Here is a 21,176-nt window from a genome sequence, read left to right on the forward strand (position 1 = left end):
GCGGGTCGGACCGGGAGCGCGCCGGCCCGGCCGGGCACCTGCCCGGCCGCCGCTCCCGGGCGTCTGCGATGCTGACCGCGTGCATCATCCGACCCCCGGCGCCCCGGAACCGGTCACGGCCGACCCGCCGCGGGACGAGCCCAGGCCGCTGCTCACCCAGTCCTGGCTCGATCTGGCCTTTCTGCACTGGGCGGTCGACCCGGCGCACGTCGCGCCGCTGCTGCCGCCCGGCACGGTTCCCGACACCTTCGACGACGTCACCTATGTCGGCCTCGTCGCCTTCCGGATGCACCGGGTCGGATGGCTGCGCCTCCCCGGCATCCCGTACCTCGGCACCTTCCCCGAGACCAACGTGCGGCTCTACTCCGTCGACCGGCAGGGGCGCCGGGGCGTCGTCTTCCGCTCCCTGGACGCCTCCCGGCTGATCCCGGTGGCGATCGGCCGCGCCGGATTCCGGATCCCGTACGCCTGGTCCCGGATGGCGGTCGAGCGCGACGGCGACACCCTCACCTACACCAGCAGACGGCGCCTCCCGGGCCCGCGGGGGGCGCACAGCCGGATCGTGGTGCGGACGGGGGAGCCCGTCGAGGAGCCCACCGCGCTGGAGCACTTCCTGACCGCCCGCTGGGCCCTGCACACCTCGCTCCTCGGCCGGCCGCTGTATCTGCCGAACACCCATCCGCGCTGGCCGCTGCGGCGCGCGGAGCTGATCGAGTGCACCGAGAACCTGGTGGCCGCGGCGGGGCTGCCCGCGCCCGCCGGGGACCCCGTGAGCGTCCTCGCCTCCCCGGGGGTTCCGGTCCGCTTCGGCCGCCCCCTGAGGGGCTGACCCCGCCGACCGGCCCCGGCCGCGGTCAGCACGCGGCCCGGCCGGCGAAGCCCCGGCTGTCCGGTGCGGCGACCGCCGTGCCCAGGATCTCGGGACGGCAGGCGTACGGCAGCCCGTCCAGCGAGCGGTCGGTGCAGAAGCGCGCGATCAGATCGGCGAAGTCAGGGATCCGCTCCACCGGGGCGAGATGGTCGGTCTCGTCCACGGTCAGGAACCGCGCCTCGGGGAGCGCCGCGGCCACCTCGCGCCCCATCGCGGGCGTGGTCAGCGTGTCGTGCTCGCCGGTCACCACCAGGCTCGGCACGGCGGGGACCGGCTCGGGCCGGTACCACTCGTGCCGCATCAGCCGGGTGTTGTGCTCGGCGGACTTGCCGAGCTGCTCCGGGTCCTGACCGGCGATCTGCTGGTACACCAGCCGGGAGACGGCGGCGTGCTTGCGGACCGGCCCGGTGCCGGGGGGCGACATGAAACGGTCCGCCAGTTCCCGGGCGATGATGTCGGTCTCCCCGCGCTCGATCATCACGGCCCACCGCTCCATCGCCGCCGCGTAGTCCGCCGGGATCCGGGGCGTCATGCCCACCAGCATCAGCCGGGCGACCATCGCCGGGTAGTGCTGGGCGAACCGCACCCCGATCGCCCCGCCGAAACAGGCGGCGACCATGTTGACGCGCGGGACGCCGAGTTCGTCGAGCAGATGGCGGACGACGGCGGCGAGGAAGTCGACCCCGTACGAGGCGGGCAGGAAGTCGGCCGTACCGTACCCCGGCAGATCCACCGTGATCATCTGTGCCACCGGGCTGAGCCACTTCTCGTGCCGTACCCAGGAGTTGCGGTCCTGGGACGAGCCGCCCAGCAGCAGGACCGGCTCGGTCAGCGGGGCGTCGCGGTGCACGACCCGACAGGTGTAGCGGAACCCGTCGAATGTGAGGTCCCGCTCCTCGACCGGGCCGCCCGCGCCGCGCGCGCCCGCGTCGTACGCCTGCCCGAGGATGAGCGGGTGGGCGCGGGGCGACTGCTGGTCCTGGGCGGGAACGGCATCGATCGACATGGGTGACTCCAGAGCTCCGGAACGGACGAGAACGTCCCTGCCTAGCAGTTGATCCGCCCGGACCACGGATGACTGACGCGATCGTGGGCGTGTCGCGCGTCGAATTCCGCTGGGGGATTCGACTCTCGCGCAACCGGACGTCCAGTGGGGTGAACCGCGCCCCGGGGCCCGCGAGGGGACTTGACTTCGAGCGCGCTCCAATTCGTAGCCTGCGTCGCATGACAACCCCACAGAACGAGGCAGCACCGCACCGGACCCCCCAGCACTCGATCGGATCGGGGTTCGGCGCCGGGAGCACCGCCCGGGAGGTGCTGCGCGGCATCGACCTCGACGGCAAGCTGGCCCTGGTCACGGGCGGCTACTCCGGGCTGGGCCTGGAGACCACCCGCGCGCTCGCCGGGGCCGGTGCCCGGGTCGTCGTGCCCGCCCGGCGGCCCGACGCCGCCCGCAAGGAACTGGCCGGCATCGAGAACACCGAGGTGGACGAGTTGGACCTCGCCGACCTCGACAGCGTCCGGGACTTCGCGGAGCGTTTCCTCGCCACGGACCGGACACTCGACATCGTCATCAACAACGCGGGGATCATGGCCTGCCCCGAGACCCGGGTCGGCCCCGGCTGGGAGGCGCAGTTCGCGACCAACCACCTCGGCCACTACGCCCTCGTCAACCGGCTCTGGCCGGCCATCGCGCCCGGCGGGGCACGGGTCGTCTCGGTGTCCTCCACCGGGCACCACAACTCCCCGATCCGCTGGGAGGACCCGTGGTTCGAGCACGGCTACGACAAGTGGCAGGCGTACGGGCAGGCGAAGACGGCCAACGTGCTCTTCGCCGTCCACCTCGACACGCTGGCCCGGGAGTCCGGCGTACGGGCGTTCGCGCTGCACCCCGGTGGGATCCTCACCCCGCTCCAGCGCCACCTCGCCCATGAGGAGATGGTCGCGGCCGGCTGGATCGACGAGGACGGCAACGCGGTCCACCCGTCGTTCAAGTCACCGGAGCAGGGCGCGGCCACCCAGGTCTGGGCCGCGACCTCACCGCGGCTCGCGGACGCGGGCGGTGTCTACTGCGAGGACTGCGACATCGCCGAGCCCGCCCCGGAGGACAGCACGGCGCGCGCGGGCGTACGGGGCTACGCGACCGACCCCGAGCAGGCGGCCCGCCTGTGGAAGTTCTCCGCGGAGCTGACCGGGGTCGACGCGTTCGCGACCGCGGGCTGAGACCTTGCCGGGTGACCCGGCAGGGCCGTAACACTCCGGGGACCTCCGTGGTCCCCGTACCGGGGCCCCGTCCCCGGTCCCGGGCGGACCGTGATCCGCCGCAGGACCGGGGACGGGGCCCCGGCGTGTCGTACTCCGCGCGCGACACGCCCGCGACACGCCGGCGGTGTGTCAGGCGCTCTCCCGGTGGACGAGTGTCGTCGGCAGAACGAGCTGTCGCCGGGGCCGGGCGGGGTCCCTGATCTCGTCGAGCAGCAGCCGGGTGATGGTCCGCCCGATCTCCTCGGACGGCTGATCGACGCTGGTCAGCGGCGGTACGGTGTGGCGCGCGACCATCGAGTCGTCGAAACCGATGACCGCCACGTCCTCCGGGACACGCCGGCCCCGTGCCCGCAGCTCGGTCAGCGCGCCCGCCGCCATCACGTCCGACGCCGCGAACACCGCGTCGAGGTCCGGCCGCCGTTCGAGGAGCTCCCGCATCGCGGCCCGGCCGCCCTCCTCGGTGAAGTCCCCGAGGGCCACCAGCGACTCGTCCGGTTCCGCGCCCCGTTCGAGATGGGCGTCGCGCCAGCCCTGGAGGCGGCCGTCGCCGACGTCCATGTCGAGCGGCCCGGTGATCGTGGCCACGGCGGTACGCCCCCGGCCGAGCAGATGGCGTACGGCCTGCGCCGCCCCGCCGGCGTTGTCGGAGCGTACATGGCTCAGCGGCTCCGCGGCCGAACGGCGCCCGGCCAGCACGGTCGGTATCTGCAGCTTCTCCAGGAACTCCGGCAGCGCGTCGTCCCGGTGGACCGAGACCAGCAGCACCCCGTCCACCCGGTGCGCCTCCACGAACCGGGTCAGCCGGTCCCGCTCACGCGGGTCGCGTACCAGGATCAGCAGCAACTGCATGTCCGTGTCGGCGAGTTCCGTACTCACCCCACGGATGACCGCGGAGAAGTAGGGCTCCGAGGCGAGCCGGCTCTCCGACTCGGGGATCACCAGCGCGATGCTGTCGGTCCGGCTGGTGACCAGCGAGCGCGCGGCCGGGTTCGGCACGTAGTTGAGCTCCGCGATCGCCGCCTCGACGGCCGTCCTGGCGCGGGCGCTCACGCCCGGCGCGCCGTTCACGACTCGCGAGACCGTACCGCGTCCCACCCCCGCGAGCTGGGCCACGGCTTCAAGAGTTGGCCTCCGGCCTGGTGGTTTACGGCTGCTCATCACGTCTCCTGACTCTCGCCCCTGGTCGGCGCCGGGGGCGCTCACCAGGAGATTGTGCTGGCCGCCGGTCAATTGGCCAACGGGCGGCCGGTGTTCGGACACATTCGCGCAACGGAACCGACTTCGACTCTTGACACGGGACCGTGTTCACCGAGAGTCTTCCACAACCCGCTGGGAGCGCTCCCATTCTTATCCGGAGCGGGGTCTCCCATCCAGTCGACCGTGAGCCGCGGCAGCGCCCGCCTGCGCGCCGCTGCCAGGAGGAATCCACATGGGCACTGCCCGCAGACGCTTCGGTTCCACCCTCGCATCCGTCACCTCGGTTGCCCTGTCCCTCGTTCTCGTCGCCGGCTGCTCGGGCGGCTCGGAGACGGACAAGGCGCGTACGAAGGACGGCAAGACCGTCATCAGCCTCGGCCTGTTCGGGGTCATGGGGATCAAGGAGACCGATCTCCTCGACCGCTACATGAAGGAGAATCCGGACATCCTGATCGAGGCGGATGTGACCGGTGACGAGCAGACCTACTACACCGCGCTGCAGACCCACCTCGCCGCGGGCAGCGGCCTCAAGGACGTCCAGGGCATAGAGATCGGCCGGGCCAAGGAGCTGGTGGACACCCAGGCCGACAAGTTCGCCGATCTCTCCAAGACCGCGGACCTCGATCACTTCCTGCCGTGGAAGTCGAGCCAGGTCACCACCGGCGACGGCAAGCTGCTGGGGCTCGGCACCGACATCGGCCCGATGGCGGTCTGTTACCGCAAGGACTTCTTCGAGCAGGCCGGACTGCCCACGGACCGCGAGGAGGTGGCCAAGCTGTGGGCGGGGGACTGGTCCAAGTACGTCGAGACGGGGCGGAAGTTCAAGGCGAACTCCAAGAACGGCAAGGTCGCCTACATGGACAGCTCCAGCGGGCTGTTCAACGCGATGATCTACGGCGACGAGAAGCAGTTCTACGACAAGGACGGCAAGCTGATCTACAAGGACAACCCGGTCGTCAAGGACGCCTGGACCCTTGCCACGGACGCCTCCCAGGCCGGACTGACCGCCAAGCTGCGCCAGTTCCAGCCCGGCTGGGACCCGGGACTGTCCAACAGCACCTTCGCCACCACCGTCTGCCCGGCCTGGATGCTCGCCCACATCAGTGAGAAGGCCGGCCCGGCCAACAAGGGCAAGTGGGACGTGGCCAAGGCCCCGAAGGGCGCCAACTGGGGCGGTTCGTTCCTCGGTGTGATGGAGAAGAGCCCGGTCAAGGAGGAGGCCCAGAAGCTCGTGGCCTGGCTGACAGCGCCCGAGCAGCAGGCGTACATCTTCGAGAAGCTCGGCAACTTCCCGTCGTCGAAGAAGGCGCTCGACATGCCCGCGGTCTCCTCGGGAACCTCCCCCTACTTCAGCGACGCGCCGATCGGCCAGATCTTCGGGGACGCGGCGAAGGAGATCCCGGACGAGCAGATCCTCGGCCGCAAGGACGGCAGCATCAAGGACACCTTCTCGGCGGGGATCCAGCTGGTCGAGCAGGGCAAGAAGCCGGACGAGGCGTGGAAGACCACGGACGAGCGCATCGAGAAGCTGGCACGTTGACGCCCGCTCGTCGGTCCTTACCCCTGTCCGTCCTCAGGTCCGCCTGTCTTTAGGCCCGCACGCCGCTGGGCCGCGTACGACCCCGTGGCCCGGCCCGGCGGCCGGTGTGTGCCCGTCACCACCGCCGCCGGACCGGGCCCGCCCCACCGATCACTCCACGGAAGGAAGCCCGCGTGGCCACCTCCACCCCGGCAGCCCCCACGGGCGGGCAGCCGCACCCCGCGTCAGCCGGTCCCCCGACGAAGGGCGGCGCAGGCGGGGAGGCGCCCCGGCAGACGCGGCGCAACCTCCTGCACCGCCTGGACCTCGGGGCGGTGCCGTACGGCTTCATCGCCCCGTTCTTCCTGATCTTCGGCGCCTTCGGGCTCTACCCGCTGCTCTACACCTTCTGGATCTCCCTGCACCGCGTCGAACTCTCCTCGATGGACACCATGGAGTGGCGGGGGCTCGCCAACTTCACGGAGCTGCTGGAGGACGACCGGTTCTGGAACGCGCTGACCAACACCTTCACCATCGGGGTCATCTCCACCGTCCCGCAGCTGCTGATGGCCCTCGGACTCGCGCATCTGCTCAACTACCACCTCCGCGGCTCGGCGTTCTTCCGGGTCGCCGTCCTGACCCCGTACGCGACGTCCATCGGCGCCGCCGCGCTCGTTTTCACCATGCTCTTCGAGCGCGACTTCGGCATGATCAACTGGGGGCTCGGGCTGCTCGGCATCGACAACGTCGACTGGGAGGCCCAGAAATGGCCCGCGCAGCTCGCCATCTCCACCATCGTGATCTGGCGCTGGACCGGCTACAACGCCCTGCTCTACCTCGCCTCCATGCAGGCCATTCCGAAGGACCTGTACGAGGCCGCCGCGATCGACGGCGCCTCGCGCTGGCAGCAGTTCCGTACGGTCACCATCCCGGGCATCAGCGCGACGATCATCTTCACCATCGTGCTCTCCACGATCGGCGCGACCCAGCTCTTCGGTGAACCGCTGATCTTCGGGCAGGGGCCCAACGGGATCAGCGGCGGCGCCGACAACCAGTACCAGACGCTGGGCCTGCTGCTCTACGAGGAGGGCTGGAAGAACTACCAGATGGGGCGGGCGTCGGCCATCGCCTGGGCGATGTTCCTCATCCTCATCCTCGTCTTCGTCCTCCAGCGCGTCATCGCCCGCGTCACGTCCCGTAAGTCCTGACCAGGGAGCCAGCACCCCCATGACCACCGACATCGCACAGGTCCGGGCGGGCGTACGCGACCGGAACGCCTCTCCGGAGGCCCCCGCCCGGCGCCGGTTCGGCCGGATCCTGCGGCCGGGCGCCGGGCGCCAGCACCACGCCGGACCCCTCGCCTACATCCTGCTCGGATTCGCCGCGCTGGTCTCCCTCTTCCCGCTGTACTGGACGATGGTGGCCGCGGCGACGGACAACACCCGGGTCTCCCAGACCCCGCCGCCGTTCCTGCCGGGACCCAACCTCTTCAAGAACCTCGGGACGGCGTGGACGGACGCCGCGATGGGCCGGGCGATGGTCAACAGCCTGATCGTGGCCGGGGTGATCGCCCTCTCGACCGTCTTCTTCGCCACCCTGGCCGGCTTCGCCTTCGCCAAGCTGCGCTTCAAGGGCCGCAACATCCTGCTGATGCTGGTCATCGGCACGATGATGGTGCCGCCGCAGCTCGGCGTCGTACCGCTGTTCATGATGATGGCCGACCTCGGCTGGGGGCAGCAGCTCCCGTCCGTCATCTTCCCGACCCTGGTCAGCGCCGTCGGGGTGTTCTTCATGCGCCAGTACCTGAAGGAGGCACTGCCCGACGAACTCATCGAGGCGGGCCGCCTCGACGGCGCGCACTCGCTGCGGATCTTCTGGTCCATCGTCCTGCCGATCGCCCGCCCCCCGATGGCCGTCCTGTTCATGATCACTTTCGTGCACGCCTGGAACGACTTCTTCTGGCCCTTCATCGCGCTCGACATGACCAACCCGACCGTGCCGGTCGCCCTCACCCAGCTCAGCGCGGGCTATGTCCGCGACCAGTCGGTGATCATGGCGGGCGCGCTGCTCGGCACCCTCCCGCTGCTGGCGATGTTCGTCGTCTTCGGCCGGCAGATCGTCAGCGGCATCATGCAGGGCGCCGTCAAGGGCTGACGCGCCGTCCAGAGACGCGCTGTGAAGAGCCGGCGCGCCCTCACCTCTCCCCTTCAGCCATCCGACGCACCACACCGTTCGATCTCTGCGGAAGGACCCTTGTGGCCACCTCAGCACCTCTCACCGGGCGAGCCCTGGACCCTGCGGCACCCCTGAGCTTCCCGCCCGACTTCCTCTGGGGAACCGCGACCGCCGCCTACCAGATCGAAGGCGCCGTCCACGAGGACGGCCGTACCCCCTCCATCTGGGACGTCTACTCCCGCACGCCGGGCAGGGTACGCAACGGCGACACCGGGGACATCGCCACCGACCATTACCACCGCTGGCCCGAGGACATCGAGATCATGTCCGCCCTCGGGGTCGGCGCGTACCGCTTCTCCGTCTCCTGGCCGCGGGTTCAACCCACCGGCAGCGGCCCCGCGTCGCAGAAGGGGCTCGACTTCTACCGGCGGCTCACCGACGCGCTGCTCGCCAAGGGCATCGAGCCCGTCGTCACGCTCTACCACTGGGACCTGCCCCAGCACCTGGAGGACGCGGGGGGCTGGCCCGAGCGGGACACCGCGTTCCGCTTCGCCGAGTACGCGGGCCTCGTCGCCGATGCGCTCGGCGACCGGGTGAAGACGTGGACCACCCTCAACGAGCCCTGGTGCAGCGCGTTCCTCGGCTACGGCTCCGGGGTCCACGCCCCGGGCCGTACCGACCCGGCCGCCGCGCTGCGCGCCGCGCACCACCTCAACCTCGGCCACGGCCTCGCCGTCGAGGCGCTGCGCGAGCGGCTGCCGGCCGGCGCCCAGGTCTCCGTCACCCTCAACCTCCACCACGTACGGCCGCTCACCGTGAGCCCGGCCGACCGCGACGCCGCCCGCCGGATCGACGGCACCGCCAACCGGATCTTCACCGGCCCGATGCTGCACGGCGCCTACCCCGCCGATGTCATCGAGGACACCTCGTCCGTCACCGACTGGTCCTTCGTCCGGGACGGCGACGCGGCGCTGATCCACCGGCCGCTCGACTTCCTGGGCGTCAACTACTACTCGCCCACGCTCGTCTCCCACCACGACGGACCGCCCGTCCACGGCGCCGACGGGCACGGCGCGAGCGAGCACAGCCCCTGGCCGGGCGCCGACCACGTCGCCTTCCACCAGACCCCGGGCGACCGGACCGCCATGGGCTGGACCATCGACCCGAGCGGGCTGTACGAACTCCTCCTGCGGGTACGGGACGACCACCCCGGGCTGCCCGTGATGATCACCGAGAACGGCTCGGCCTTCGACGACTACGCGGGCCCCGAGGGCGAGGTCCGCGACCCGGAGCGGATCGCGTACCTCCACGACCACCTCACCTCCGTCCACCGGGCGATCGAGGCGGGCGCGGACATCCGCGGCTACTTCCTCTGGTCGCTGCTCGACAACTTCGAGTGGGGGTACGGGTACAGCAAGCGGTTCGGCGCGGTGTACGTGGACTACGCGACCCAGCGGCGCATCCCCAAGTCCAGCGCGCACTGGTACGCGAAGCTCACGCGTGACGGGACGCTGCCGCCGCGCGACTGACCGCGGGCGCGCGGGCGAGCGTGCGGGGGGCGTGCGGGTGGGGCGCGGCCCTCGGAGCCGGGGTGGGGCGCCGTGCGTCCGCCCCCGGCGGCCGGTGCGGGGGCGTACGGCTTCAGACGGTGGCCAGCCGGCTGCCACCGGGGCGTGACGGCGGCGTCAACTGCCGGCCATCCCCTCCTGCGAGCCTCCACGGATGCTCGCCCTGAACGCCGATGTGCACCCGGACCGGTGCCGGATCGTGGGGCTCGTGGGAGCCGTCGCGCTGACCGCCGGCGGACTGACCGCGGGCGCCCTGCCGGTCCGTGACACCCCGTTGCCCACCTCCGGCCGGGGCGCGCTGGGCCTGCTGTGCGCCTACTTCGGGCTCGTCCTGCTCATCGCGGCCTGGTGGTGGCTGGGCCGCGCGGTGCGCTCCCCGCGCCCGCCCGCGCCCCGGGAACTGCTGACCACCCTCGCGGTCTGGGCGGCGCCCCTGCTCCTCGGGCCGCCGCTGTTCAGCCGCGACGTGTACAGCTATCTCGCGCAGGGGGCCATGGTCGACGCCCGGCTCGACGTCTACACCCACGGGCCCGCGCTGCTGGGCGGACCGCTCGCCGCCGAGGTCGCGCCCGTCTGGCAGCACACCCCGGCGCCGTACGGCCCGGTCTTCCTGGCCGTCGCCGCCCGGGCCGCCGATCTCGTCCCGGCCGGACTCGCCCCCGGCGGCGTCCCCGCCGACGTCCTCGGCATGCGGCTCGTCGCGCTGCTCGGCGTCGTGCTGATGGCTGTCTTCCTGCCGCTGCTCGCCGACCGCTGCGGCGTCCCGCGCCCCGCCGCGCTCTGGCTCGGCGCGCTCAACCCGCTCGTCCTGCTGCACCTGGTCGCCGGAGCCCACAACGACGCCCTGATGCTCGGGCTCCTCGGCGCGGGGCTGGTCGCCGCGCTGGGCGGTATGCCCCTGCGGGCCGCCGTTCTCGTCACCCTCGCCGCCCTCGTCAAGGCACCCGCCGCGCTGGGGCTGCTCGCGGTCGCCGCCCTGTGGTCCGGCCATCCGTCCGGCCGCGCCCGTGGCCCCCGGGCAGCCGTGCTGACCTGCGCCGTCGCGCTGGCCACCACCGGGCTGGTGACGGCCGTGACCGGTACCGGATACGGCTGGCTCGCCACCCTCTCCACCCCCGTGTCACCCGGCAACTGGTCCCTCACCAGCGGCCTCGGCCGGCTCAGCGGGGCGCTGCTCGACGCGGCGGGCACCGGCCTCGGGGACCTGGCCGTACCGGTGTGGCGCTGGTGCGGACTGGCCGCCACCGCCGTGGCCGTCGCGGTGCTGTGGCTGCGCCGCGCCCGCCTCGGACCGGTCTACGCGCTGGCGCTGAGCCTGCTCGCGGTCTTCGCGCTCGGGCCGGCGTTCCGCCCCTGGTACGCGCTGTGGGGGCTCTTCCTGATCGCCGCCGCCGCGCCCGACGGCAGGGTCCGGCGCTGGGCCGCGGCCGGCAGCGGTGTCCTCGCCCTGGCCCTGCTGCCCAGCGGCTCCCCGCCGGACGGGATGCAGTTGACGCTCGCGGTGGGCGGCGGGGCGCTCGCCCTGCTCGCCCTGTGGTGGATGTTCGAGATGTCGGACCCGGCGACGCTGCCGTCCCGTACCCGGACCGCGTCATGAACGGGGGACTCCACCGCCTCGCCGTCGCGACCCCCGCCCGCCGGGTGGTCACCGCGGGCTGCCTGGTGGTGGCCACCGCCGTCTTCCTCGCGACCGTACCGCTGCACCGGGACTTCTTCGACGTCGCCGTCTACTACGGCACCGTCGACGACTGGGTTCACGGCGGCCGGATCTACGACTACCTCAAACCCGGCACCCGCTACGGCTTCACCTATCCGCCGTTCGCCGCGGTCTCGATGGCGCCGATGGCCCTGGTCCCGTGGCCCGTGGCGGTCGCGATCAGCATCGTGCTGAGCGCCGCGGCCTCGGCGCTGCTGCTGCACTGGCTGGCCGTCCCGGTCGTCCGGCGCGCGCTCGCGGGGAGGGGGCGCGCTTTCGCGGGGACGGGCGGCCACGAGTGGTTCGTGCTCACCGTCGTCGGCTGCCTCTTCGTGCTGCTCGAACCCGTCCGCGACACCTTCAGCTTCGGCCAGGTCAATCTCGTGCTGCTGGCGCTCGTCCTCGCCGACGCGCGGCTGCTCGCCACCGGGCGCGGCCGGTACGCGGGTGTCTGTGTCGGCCTGGCCACCGCCGTCAAGCTCACGCCCGGACTCTTCATCTGCTATCTGCTGATCACCGGCCGTCGGCGTCAGGCCGCGACCGCGGCCGCCACGGCGGGTGGCGCCACCCTGTTCGCCGCCCTCGTCGACCCCGCCGCGTCCCGGGCCTTCTGGACCGACGCCCTGTGGCGGACCGACCGCGTCGGCGAACTCGGCTATGTCTCCAACCAGTCGCTTCAAGGCGTCCTGGCCCGCCTCCAGCCCGACCACCCCAGCCGCGTGCTCTGGGCGCTGTGCGTCCTCGCCGTGCTCGCCGTCTGGGCGTACCGCGCCCGCGCGGCGGTACGTGACGGCGACGACCGCGCCGGATTCGCCCTGACCGGCCTCGCCGCCTGCCTGGTCTCCCCGGTGACCTGGGTGCACCATCTCGTCTGGCTGATCCCCGCGCTGATCGTCCTGGCGGACGCGGCGGTCTCCGGTACGGACGGCGGGCGCCGCGCCCCGCGGGCCGTGTGCGTCGGCACCTACGTGGTGTTGTGCAGCAGTGTCGTCTGGCTGTGGCGGTGGGACTCGACCGGCCCCGACGCCTTCCTCGGCGCCAACACCTATGTCTGGATCAGCCTCGGGCTGCTGCTGTTCCTGCCGCCGCGCCGTCGGACACCCCCTTACGCCGACGGTTCCGCCGGCGTCGTCACGCACGGGGCGGGCGCCACTCGATCAGCAGCAGGGTGGCGTCGTCGCGGAGCTGATTGCCCTGGCGGTCCAGGATCGAGTGGATGATCCGGCGCAGCGCCTCCGGCGCCAGCTCCCCGGCGTCCGCGCCCCGGATGATGGAGTCGGTGAACCGTCCGAGCCCGAACTGGTCGCCGCCGTCGATCCGGGCCTCCGTCACCCCGTCCGTGTAGAGCAGCACCCGGTCGCCCGGTTCGAGCATGGTCTCGTACGACACGCGCGGGGCGGTGGCGAACTGGGAGGGGAGCCCCATCGGCGGCTGGGCGGGCCGCTGCAGCGCCCCCTCCAGGACCCGGCGGCCACGGATGAGCAGCGGGGGCGGATGGCCGCAGTTGCACCAGCGGAAGACGCCGTCCGCCAGGTCGAGTTGGGTGACGATACCGGTGCAGTACTGCTCGGGCAGCCACCGTCCGAGCGCCTGGTCGATGGTGTCGACGAGCTGCGGCAGCTCGGCCCCCGCGCGGCGGGCGTTGCGGCACCCCGCCATCGCCACGGTGGTGGTCAGCCCCGAGGCCAGGTTGTGGCCCATGGCGTCGAAGATCACCGCGTGCAGGGTGGACGGGGTCAGCGCGTGGTCGAAGGCGTCACCGCCGATGTGGTACGCGGGCTCCAGCACCGCCGTCGAGACCGCGCGGTCGCAGCCGATGGTGCGCGGGGGCAGCAGGGCGCGCAGCATCTCCGCGGGCAGGTCCATGACTTCGGTCCTGGCGTGGCGCGCGTAACTGTCGCTGTACGCGCGTTTCGAAGTGATCGCCATGGCGAGTACGGAGGCGAGCATGCGGCAGCGGCGCAGCCGGGCGGTGTCGAGCGCGTCCGTACGGATACCGAGGAGGCCGAGCCGCTCCGCCCCGTCGACCAGCGGCAGCCAGGCCGTCAGCCCGCCCTCCCGGCACTCCTCGATCCGCAGATCGAGCCAGCGGTAGGCGGAGCCCGCGACGGAGGTGTCCACCTCGATGGCGGGCGGACCGTCGGTGAGCGGCACCAGGTGGCGCTGCTGGATGTCGACGAGATAGATGACGATCCGTTCCAGGCCGATCGCGGTGGCGCACCGGTTCACCAGGGCGGGCAGCTCCATCGGAGCGGCGGTATGGGCCTCCGCGAGGAGTTCTTCGAGCAGCCGCTCACCGGGGCCCGGTCCGGCGGGCGGCGCGGGACCGGGCGTCGCAGCAGGACCGGCCGCCGGGGTTTCGCCCGCCATCAGCGACCACCTCCTCCCCCGAGTCTCACACCCCTGCCGCGGTTCCGCCCGGCCTGACCGGGGCACACGGTGCGGGTGGGGCCCCGCACCCGCCCCGGAGCGAGAACGCGCCGTATTTCCCTGGACTTCCGGGTATATGTGCGATGAGTGCGTTTGTGGCGGGTATACGCACGAAGCGAAGGGACAGGTGGAGCACATGTCCGATCACTTCCAGATTTCCGGGGCGGTGTCGCGGCGCCCCCGGCGCGCGAGTGCGGCACCTCCCGGGCGACGGCGCGGGGCATGGCGCACGGCCACCCTGGCGGCGAGCGTGTCGCTGCTCGCCCTCGCCACGGCCGCCTGCGGCAGCGGCGGGGGCGCCTCCGGCGGTCCCGAGGCGTCCGCCCCGGCGGCCACCTCGGCCGGCACGGCCGCGGGGAGCGGGACGGCGGGGGACACCACGGGGGGAAGCGGCACGTCGAGCGCGCCGCCCGCGTCCTCCGCGCCGGCCACCTCGGCCCCGCCGGTGTCGTCCGCGTCCGGGACAACGCCGGGGGAGCCCGGCGACGGGGGACAGGCGGTCACCACGGCGTCGCGCTGCACGGCGGCGCGCCTCGGCCTGAGCCTGAGCGCCCCGAACCCCGGCGCGGGCCAGATCTACTACGACCTGCGGCTCATCAACAAGGGGCCGGGCTCCTGCACGCTGCGGGGGTTCCCGGGTGTGTCGCTCCTCGCGGGCGACGGCGCCCCGATCGGCCGGCCGGCCACCCGCGAGGGCGGCACGCTCCCCGCCGTGACCCTGGCGCCCGGTGCCGCCGCGCACATCACGCTGCACACGCTGAACAAGGGCATCAAGGGCTCGTCCTGCTGGGCCCCGCCCAGTCTGCTGCAGATCTATCCGCCGGACTCGAAGGACGCGATGACCCTGGCCACCTCCCGGCCCGTGGTCTGCGGCGACACCTTCACGGTGAGCGCGGTCGCGGCGAGCTAGGACTTCTCGGGTCGCCGCCGTCCGGATCGGCGGGACGCTTCCGTACGCTTCCGTGGTGGCCCGGGGGTCACGCTGTCCCGAGCAGTTGCGCGACGGCCGCGCGGGCATGGCGGGCCGGGGCCGGGTCGCCGCCGATCGCGGCGGCCACCATGGCCCCTTCGGCGAGCAGGAAGACCGGCTCGGTGGCGGGCACCCGGGTGGCGTGGACCCACGCCGCGATCTGGCTGTGGAACGCCTGCTTGTGCGCCCTGACCTCGGCCAGTACCGCCTCGGACGACGCGCCGAGTTCGCCGAAGGCGTTGACCCAGGCGCAGCCCCGGAAACCGGGCTGCGCGAACCACTCGGCGAGCCAGTCGAAGACCGCGAGCACGCGCTCGCGAGGATCCTTGACCTGTTCCACGTGGGCGGCCAGGTCGCCTCTCCACCGCCGGTCGCGGCGCCGGAGCATCGCCACGACGAGATCCTCCTTCGTCGCGAAGAACCGGTAGATCCGCTTCAGCGGCAGACCGGAGGCGGCGCGGATCTCGTCCATTCCGACCGCCCGGATGCCCTGCTCGTAGAACAGCCTCTCCGCCGCGTCGAGCAGTGTCTCGCGGTCGAGGCGGTTCCGCTCCTCGCTGATCGGGGCCGGCATCCTGGGCTCCTTGACGTCGAGAACGATCGTTCCCTACCTTGTTCCCTGTCGGTAGAGAATATACGTTCTCAACGCGAGGAGGCCGCAGTGCCCGAAGAGCGCCCGCCCTGCCCACCGTTCACCCGGGAGACCGCCCTGCGGAAGGTCCAGGCCGCGGAGGACGCGTGGAACACCCGTGATCCGCACCGGGTGGCACTGGCCTACACGCCGGACTCGGTCTGGCGGAACCGGGACACGTTCGTCCGCGGCCGCGAGGAGATCGTCGCGTTCCTGACCCGGAAGTGGGAGCGCGAGCAGGACTACGCGCTGCGCAAGAGCCTCTGGGCGTTCGACGAGAACCGGATCGCCGTCCGCTTCCAGTACGAGTGGCACGACCGGGAAGGCCGGTGGTGGCGCAGTTACGGCAACGAACTGTGGGAGTTCGACGAGCACGGCCTCATGCGGCGCCGCGAGGCGAGCATCAACGACGTCGCCATCACCGAGGCCGACCGGCGTATCCACGGTCCTCGCCCCGAAACCGAACACGGGACCGACCTCCCGCTCCAGTAGGGGCTCGGCACGCCGTTCTCAGGCCCTGGCGACGGTCCTGCCCGGCATCGGCTCCGCGAGCGCCGTCCGCCACGCGGGCGCGCCGAACGCGTCCGCGAAGTACTGCGTCTCGTGCACCACATGCTCCCGGGCGAATTCCATGACGCTCACCGAGTACGTCGGCACCCCGTCGTAGGTGATGACGCATTCGCTCACCCACAGGTCCCCGCCACCGGTGATCCGGTGGACCGTGAAGTGCCGGTCGGCGGGGTGCCCGCCGCGCTGCGCCGCGATCGCCGCTCGGCCCCGGAACCGTTCACCCGACTGGGGGTAGTCCAGGATCGCGTCCGCGGCGTAGACGGCGTGCTCGGCCTCGGTGTCCCCCCGCTCCGATGCCCGCCAGTGTTCCTCGATGGCGGCCCTGGTCCGGATATCAGGATCCATCACATCGTCCCTTCTGCGGGTCCTCGTCGCGGGCGGCCGACGCGATCCAGCGTAGACCGCCGCCCCGCGGGCGCGACCGCTCGCCGATCCGCACGCTTCGTCCGTTCAGTGCGCGGTGAGCCCGCCGTCGACCACCAGCTCCGAACCGGTGACGAACGAGGAGTCGTCGCAGGCGAGGAAGAGGATCGCGGGGGCGATCTCGTCGGCGCGGCCCGCTCGGCGCATGGGGGTGCGCTGGATGTCCGGCTGCTGGTCGCCCTGGTCGTCGAGGAGTTCCTGGATCATCGGCGTGGCGATCACCCCGGGATGGATCGAGTTGACGCGCACGCCCTGCCGCGCGTACTCGACCGCGGCGGTCTTGCTCAGCAGGCGCACCGCGCCCTTGGACGCCTGGTAGGCCGCGGCCGCGCCGCTTCCCACGAGCCCGAGGACGGATGACGTATTGATCACGGACGCGTTGCCGCTCGCACGCAGAAGTGGCATCGCGGCCTTCATCCCGAGCCATGTGCCTTTCTGGTTCACGTCGATCACGCGGTCCCATGCCTCCTCCCGCGTGTCTTCGATACCCGGCCAGTCCAGGATGCCGGCGAGGTTCACGAGTACGTTCAGTGTTCCGAACCGGTCGCCCACGGCAGTGATCACTTCGTCCCACTCCCGCGCGCGGGAGACGTCGAGGCGGGCGGAGAGGACCTCGGTGCCACCCGCCTCGATCCGCCCGGCCAGGTCCCGCAGGGGGCCTTCGTCGACATCGGTGAGCACTATCCGGGCGCCTTCCCGGGCGAAGAGTTCGGCGGTCGCCGTGCCGAGGCCGCCGGTCGCGCCGGTGATCAGCGCGACTCTGCCGTCAAGGCGTCGTCCTGTCATGAGTGGGGTCCCTGATTCCTGTCGCTGTGGACGGGGAGGCCGGTCTCCTCGTCCCGCCGTCACGGCGATTTCTGTTCCCGGTGGAGCACGAGGTGCTCGTGGTGGAGCACTCCGTCACGGATGTCGCCCGTCGCGGTGAACCCGGTGTCGTCGACATAGTCCAGGTGGTCGCCGGTCACCGTGTACCGGCCCGTGTACGCGCTGCCCCGCCCGCCGCGGGCCTCGTCGTAGCGGCCGTCCGGCAGCAGTTCCTGGCGGATATGACCGTCCGCGGTCACCCACATCCCGACCACGTCCGCGTTGTCGTCTCCTGCGGTGCCGGCCATGTCGGGCTCCTCTCCTCGGTCGGTGCGGTTCTGTCCTGCTCCACCGAGTCTGGGCAGGTCAGCGACGATCGACCAGGACGTGTGCTGCCTGGGTGCGGCACACCCAGGCGGCGGCGCCGGACCGCGCCGCACCGCGGGCACACGAGGCCGGCAGGGTCCAGCCGAAAGACCTCAGCCGGAGCCGCCGAAGAGCTGGGTCCAGTACGTGCCGGCCGGGCCGCCGTCCGCGAAGCCGACCCCGAGGTGGGTGTAGCCCGGGGTGAGGATGTTCGCCCGGTGGCCGGGGCTGTCCATCCAGCCCTGGACCACCTCGCGCGGGCTCCGCTGGCCGCACGCGATGTTCTCCGCGATGCCGCGGTGCCGCGCCCCCGCCGCGGCGGCCCGGTCCCAGGGCTGCAGGCCCTCCGGTGAGGTGTGGGAGTAGAAGGCGCGGGCCGCCATGTCGGTGCTGAACGCCTGCGCGGCCGTCGTCAGACACGGGTCGTCGGCGAGCGGCCCGAGCCCGTGCGCGGCGCGTTCCGCGTTGGTGAGGGAGCGGACCTCGGCGGCGGTCGCCGTCAGGCCCCGCGCGGTGAAGGGCCGCGCCCACAGCGCCGTCCAGTACGTCTCGCCGGAGCCCGTGTCCGTGGCGCGGCCGAGGGCCGCGTCGGTGAGGTCCGCGTCGTACAGCGGCGCGCTCCTGGCTCCGTCGGCCAGGCAGTACTCCACGAACTCGGCATCGGTCCCGGGCCCGGAGACGAGATGCTGTTCGAGCCGCAGATAGCGGTAGCCGCCCGCAGTGACACGCTGGAACACCGAGACCCCGTCGGCGCCCTCCGCGTCCAGCCGCCCCCGCCGGGCCATCGCCTCGGCGTGGGCCCGCGCCGCCGCGGTGAGCCGGGCGTCCTGGGTGAGCGGTGGCAGCCCCGCCGCCTGCCGCCGGGCCCGGACGAGCGCGTCGAACCCGTCGCCGGCGACGGAAGCACCCGGCGCGGCCGGTTCCTGGGCCGGTTCCTCCGCGACGTCCACGCCGAAGTCGCGGGCGATCCCGGCCAGGCCGTCCGCGTACCCCTGCCCCAGCGCGCGCAGCTTCCAGCCGGTGCCGCGCCGGTAGATCTCCGCCAGCAGCAGCACCGTTTCGCGCGTCGGGCGCGCGGGCGTGAACCGGGCGAGGACACCGGGGCCCCGTCCGGTCACGGTCATCGCCGGGACGGGCAGCGCGGCGAGCGGCGTGCCCGGCTCCGCGGCGCCCACGACCACCGTGAGCCGGCTCGCGCCCGCCCGCAGTCCGCGCGGATCGACGCTGAGCCCGCCGTCCGGCAGCAGCCGCGCGCCCGGCGCCGACGGCTGGTTGTAGAAGACGAAGTCGCTGTCGCCCGCGACCTTTCCGCTCTCCCCGGTGATGAGGACGGCCAGGTCGAAGGGGCCCGGCACCCGGATCGACAGCTCCGCGTCCGGCAGGGCCAGATTCCCGCCGGCCGTCAACTCGCTCATGGGTACCGCCTGTCCGGTCGAGGGCCACACCGGCCACATCGGCCCTGACGGTCCGGCGTGACGTCGTTGCGTGAACGTCCGGACGGAGCCGTCCGGTTCCCTTCGCGGCCGTCGTCCTCGGACCGGTGCCCGGCTGCCGGGCACCGGAGGCAGGGGCCGGTGGTGCCGTGCGGCGGACGTCGCCGTGCGGGGGCAGGGCCCCGTGCGGCGACGTCCGCCTCCGTCAGCCGGACAGGTGCGCCTCGGTCCACTCCGGCGCCAGCCTGACGTACTGGATCGAGCGGCGGTGCCGGGTGAACGCAACATGCAGCGTTCCGTCCGCCGACTGCGCGACCGACGGGTAGGACAGCTCGCGGTTGAGGCCGTCCCGGGAGTTGTTGGTCAGGCAGTAGCCGTCACCGGTCGCCAGGTCGTGCCGTACGGGCCAGGTCAGCCCGCCGTCCGACGACACGGCCAGGGTCAGCGGGGCGCGTGGAGCGCCCCAGAAGGCCGCGCCGCCGTCGGGGGTGCCGGCCGGTGGCGTGGCACCGCCGCCCGCCGGGGGCGCGTCGCTGACCCCCTCGTCGTCGATCTCGTCGTAGAGCGACTCCCGGCGCTCGGTGGCGTCGGCGGCGCTGCTGTGGTTGTGGACCAGCGCGAGCCGGCCGTCGCCCAGCGGCACGAACTGGATCGACGAGTTGTTGTTGGGCACGGCCACCGGCTCGGGCGCGCTCCAGGTCTCCCCGTCGTCCACCGACACACTGCGGTGGACGGCGTCCGCCCGGCGGCTGCGGAACAGCGCGACCAGCGAACCGTCCGGCAGCGGATGGACGTTCATGTGCACCAGCCCGGTGGAGACGGGCACCGGCCGCTCCGTCCAGCTCTCCCCGGCGTCGTCGCTGACCATCACGGAACTGGTGTCCCGGCCGCCCGACCAGCGCTCGCCCGGCGTGGTCAGGCACCGGAACACCGGCAGCAGCCAGCGCCCCGACGGCAGTACGGTCACCGGCTGGCGTACGAAGACACCGCCCTCCTCCGTGGCCGGGAACAGCACCCGGGACGCGCCCCAGGTCGCCCCGGCGTCCCGGCTCACCCGCAGCCGTACCTCCGCGGTGTCCTGGTGGCCCGCGCGCTGCGCGGTGTGCAGCAGCCACAGGTCGCCCGAGGGCGCCGGGAAGAGGACCGGGTTCTGCTCGGAGCGGCCGGTGTCACCGGAGAGCCGGACCGGCTCGGACCACGCAGCGCCGTCCGGGGCGAGCCGCGCGAACCAGACGGAGATGTCGGCGACGCCCTCCTGCGTACCGGCGAACCAGACGCAGCCGAGGTCGCCGCCGGGCAGCACCATCAGGTTCGCGGCGTGGTTCTGCACGGCGGGCGCGGTCAGCCGGGCCTCGGCGCGGCCCGGTTCGGTGGGGTGCGGGCGCAGCACACCGTCCGCGGCGCCCTCCTCCCCGGGGCCCTGCGCGGTCGCCTGCTCGGTCCCGGCGGCCATCAGGCGTCCCCGGCCTGGCGGGCGTCGGCCAGGTGACGGCCGGCGATCTGTTCGAGGTGGGTCAGATCGCTGGAGACGGTCGCGAAGGTGAACCCCTCGGCCAGCCGCCTGGCCGCGCTCGCCCCGTCCGCGTTGTGGATGCCCGCGGCGATGCCGGCCGCCGCGGCCGCCTCCCGCACGGTGACCAGCGCCGCCTCGAACCGGTCGGCCACCGCCGGGTCGGTCGAGGTGGCGCCGCCGATGGCGATCCGCAGGTCGGACGGGCCGACATAGATGCCGTCGAGCCCTTCCGTGGCGCAGATCTCCTCGACGTTGGCCAGCCCCTGCGCCGTCTCGATCATGGCGAGGACGACGGTCTGCTCGTGCGCCTCGGCCGGGTTCGGGCCGATCCGCAGGGCCGAGCGCATCGGGCCGTACGAGCGCCGGCCGAGCGGCGGGTAGCGTACGGCGGCCACCGCGTCGGCGGCGTCCTGGGCGGTGTCGACGAGCGGCACGATCACCCCGGCCGCGCCCGCGTCGAGCGCCTGGCCGATCGGCGCGGGGTCGTTGGCCACGACCCGGACCAGGCCGACGGCGGTGGACCCCTTGGTGTCGATGGCGGTCAGCGACGTGAGCAGGCCCTTGTACTCGATCAGACCGTGCTGCGCGTCCAGCGCCACGTAGTCGTAGCCGAGGCGTGCGACGCGCTCGGTGGAGACCGGGGAGTCGAGGACGGACCAGTAGCCGACGAGCTGCTCGCGGGCGCGCAGCGCGGTGGCGAAGGCGGCGGGCGTACCAGGCGTGTCGCGGGTCATGGTGAGGGCTC

General features: G+C 72.8%; 20 protein-coding genes. 10 read left to right on the plus strand and 10 right to left on the minus strand.

Translation table 11 applies throughout. The annotated features are described in order from the left end of the window. Positions 1-79 precede the first annotated feature (79 nt). Complete coding sequence (locus ACFTZC_RS37470) at positions 80-829, plus strand: YqjF family protein (RefSeq protein ID WP_382897975.1); 750 nt, start codon at positions 80-82, stop codon at positions 827-829. Between the two features lie 25 nt (positions 830-854). Here ACFTZC_RS37470 and ACFTZC_RS37475 read toward each other — a convergent pair whose 3' ends face one another. Continuing rightward, positions 855-1,877: an alpha/beta fold hydrolase gene (locus ACFTZC_RS37475; RefSeq protein WP_382897976.1), complete on the minus strand. Its 1,023-nt coding sequence runs from the start codon at positions 1,875-1,877 to the stop codon at positions 855-857. A gap of 218 nt (positions 1,878-2,095) precedes the next feature. On the opposite strand from ACFTZC_RS37475, the gene ACFTZC_RS37480 reads away from it, so the two are divergent. After that, positions 2,096-3,094 carry an SDR family NAD(P)-dependent oxidoreductase gene (locus ACFTZC_RS37480; protein WP_382897978.1) on the plus strand — a complete coding sequence of 333 codons (999 nt, stop codon included), beginning with the start codon at positions 2,096-2,098 and terminating at the stop codon, positions 3,092-3,094. Between the two features lie 171 nt (positions 3,095-3,265). Here ACFTZC_RS37480 and ACFTZC_RS37485 read toward each other — a convergent pair whose 3' ends face one another. Continuing rightward, positions 3,266-4,294 carry a LacI family DNA-binding transcriptional regulator gene (locus ACFTZC_RS37485; RefSeq protein WP_382897980.1) on the minus strand — a complete coding sequence of 343 codons (1,029 nt, stop codon included), beginning with the start codon at positions 4,292-4,294 and terminating at the stop codon, positions 3,266-3,268. 271 nt (positions 4,295-4,565) lie between these two features. Between ACFTZC_RS37485 and ACFTZC_RS37490 the strand changes: the two genes are divergently transcribed. The 6 genes from ACFTZC_RS37490 to ACFTZC_RS37515 all read left to right on the plus strand — a co-directional run bounded on the left by ACFTZC_RS37490 (position 4,566) and on the right by ACFTZC_RS37515 (position 12,511). After that, the gene (locus ACFTZC_RS37490) at positions 4,566-5,873 is read left to right on the plus strand and encodes an extracellular solute-binding protein (RefSeq protein ID WP_382897981.1); all 1,308 of its coding nucleotides are present in this window, start codon (positions 4,566-4,568) and stop codon (positions 5,871-5,873) included. A 173-nt stretch (positions 5,874-6,046) separates the two neighbouring features. Then, complete coding sequence (locus tag ACFTZC_RS37495) at positions 6,047-7,060, plus strand: sugar ABC transporter permease (protein ID WP_365819313.1); 1,014 nt, start codon at positions 6,047-6,049, stop codon at positions 7,058-7,060. A gap of 19 nt (positions 7,061-7,079) precedes the next feature. After that, positions 7,080-8,006 (plus strand): carbohydrate ABC transporter permease, encoded by a 927-nt coding sequence (locus ACFTZC_RS37500; protein ID WP_382897984.1) that lies wholly within the window; start codon positions 7,080-7,082, stop codon positions 8,004-8,006. Positions 8,007-8,107: 101 nt separating this feature from the next. Then, positions 8,108-9,556 carry a GH1 family beta-glucosidase gene (locus ACFTZC_RS37505; protein WP_382897986.1) on the plus strand — a complete coding sequence of 483 codons (1,449 nt, stop codon included), beginning with the start codon at positions 8,108-8,110 and terminating at the stop codon, positions 9,554-9,556. Between the two features lie 193 nt (positions 9,557-9,749). Next, complete coding sequence (gene mptB / locus ACFTZC_RS37510; RefSeq protein ID WP_382897988.1) at positions 9,750-11,192, plus strand: polyprenol phosphomannose-dependent alpha 1,6 mannosyltransferase MptB; 1,443 nt, start codon at positions 9,750-9,752, stop codon at positions 11,190-11,192. Continuing rightward, positions 11,189-12,511 (plus strand): glycosyltransferase 87 family protein, encoded by a 1,323-nt coding sequence (locus ACFTZC_RS37515; RefSeq protein ID WP_382897989.1) that lies wholly within the window; start codon positions 11,189-11,191, stop codon positions 12,509-12,511. Before mptB ends, ACFTZC_RS37515 begins: the two co-directional genes overlap by 4 nt. Here the strand turns inward: ACFTZC_RS37515 and ACFTZC_RS37520 are convergent. After that, positions 12,423-13,661, minus strand: a complete 1,239-nt coding sequence (locus ACFTZC_RS37520; RefSeq protein WP_382897990.1) for a PP2C family protein-serine/threonine phosphatase — start codon at positions 13,659-13,661, stop codon at positions 12,423-12,425. The two genes, ACFTZC_RS37515 and ACFTZC_RS37520, sit on opposite strands and share 89 nt — an antisense overlap. 196 nt (positions 13,662-13,857) lie before the next feature. On the opposite strand from ACFTZC_RS37520, the gene ACFTZC_RS37525 reads away from it, so the two are divergent. Continuing rightward, the gene (locus ACFTZC_RS37525) at positions 13,858-14,631 is read left to right on the plus strand and encodes a DUF4232 domain-containing protein (RefSeq protein WP_382897992.1); all 774 of its coding nucleotides are present in this window, start codon (positions 13,858-13,860) and stop codon (positions 14,629-14,631) included. 67 nt (positions 14,632-14,698) lie between these two features. On the opposite strand, the gene ACFTZC_RS37530 is transcribed toward ACFTZC_RS37525, so the two are convergent. Then, on the minus strand, positions 14,699-15,265 hold the full coding sequence (locus tag ACFTZC_RS37530; protein ID WP_382897993.1) for a TetR/AcrR family transcriptional regulator: 567 nt from the start codon (positions 15,263-15,265) through the stop codon (positions 14,699-14,701). Positions 15,266-15,352: 87 nt separating this feature from the next. Here ACFTZC_RS37530 and ACFTZC_RS37535 point away from each other — a divergent pair, with 87 nt between their 5' ends. After that, positions 15,353-15,814, plus strand: a complete 462-nt coding sequence (locus tag ACFTZC_RS37535; protein ID WP_382897995.1) for a nuclear transport factor 2 family protein — start codon at positions 15,353-15,355, stop codon at positions 15,812-15,814. A gap of 18 nt (positions 15,815-15,832) precedes the next feature. Here the strand turns inward: ACFTZC_RS37535 and ACFTZC_RS37540 are convergent, their stop codons facing one another. The 6 genes from ACFTZC_RS37540 to ACFTZC_RS37565 all read right to left on the minus strand — a co-directional run bounded on the left by ACFTZC_RS37540 (position 15,833) and on the right by ACFTZC_RS37565 (position 21,165). Further along, positions 15,833-16,237, minus strand: a complete 405-nt coding sequence (locus tag ACFTZC_RS37540; protein WP_382897997.1) for a nuclear transport factor 2 family protein — start codon at positions 16,235-16,237, stop codon at positions 15,833-15,835. Positions 16,238-16,342: 105 nt separating this feature from the next. Further along, positions 16,343-17,101, minus strand: coding sequence for an SDR family NAD(P)-dependent oxidoreductase (locus tag ACFTZC_RS37545; protein ID WP_382897999.1), 759 nt, complete (start codon positions 17,099-17,101; stop codon positions 16,343-16,345). Between the two features lie 59 nt (positions 17,102-17,160). Further along, positions 17,161-17,427, minus strand: a complete 267-nt coding sequence (locus ACFTZC_RS37550) for an Atu4866 domain-containing protein (protein WP_382898001.1) — start codon at positions 17,425-17,427, stop codon at positions 17,161-17,163. A 171-nt stretch (positions 17,428-17,598) separates the two neighbouring features. Beyond that, entirely contained in the window at positions 17,599-18,900 is a 1,302-nt protein-coding gene (locus ACFTZC_RS37555; protein WP_382898003.1) for a CAP domain-containing protein, read from the minus strand. 223 nt (positions 18,901-19,123) lie between these two features. Continuing rightward, a complete protein-coding gene (locus ACFTZC_RS37560; protein ID WP_382898005.1) occupies positions 19,124-20,371 on the minus strand; it encodes an exo-alpha-sialidase in 1,248 nt (415 codons plus the stop codon). After that, the gene (locus ACFTZC_RS37565; RefSeq protein WP_382898007.1) at positions 20,371-21,165 is read right to left on the minus strand and encodes an HpcH/HpaI aldolase/citrate lyase family protein; all 795 of its coding nucleotides are present in this window, start codon (positions 21,163-21,165) and stop codon (positions 20,371-20,373) included. Before ACFTZC_RS37565 ends, ACFTZC_RS37560 begins: the two co-directional genes overlap by 1 nt. Between the last annotated feature and the right edge of the window lie 11 nt (positions 21,166-21,176).

The sequence above is a fragment of the Streptomyces sp. NPDC056987 genome (assembly GCF_042673865.1).
Lineage (GTDB): Bacteria > Actinomycetota > Actinomycetes > Streptomycetales > Streptomycetaceae > Streptomyces.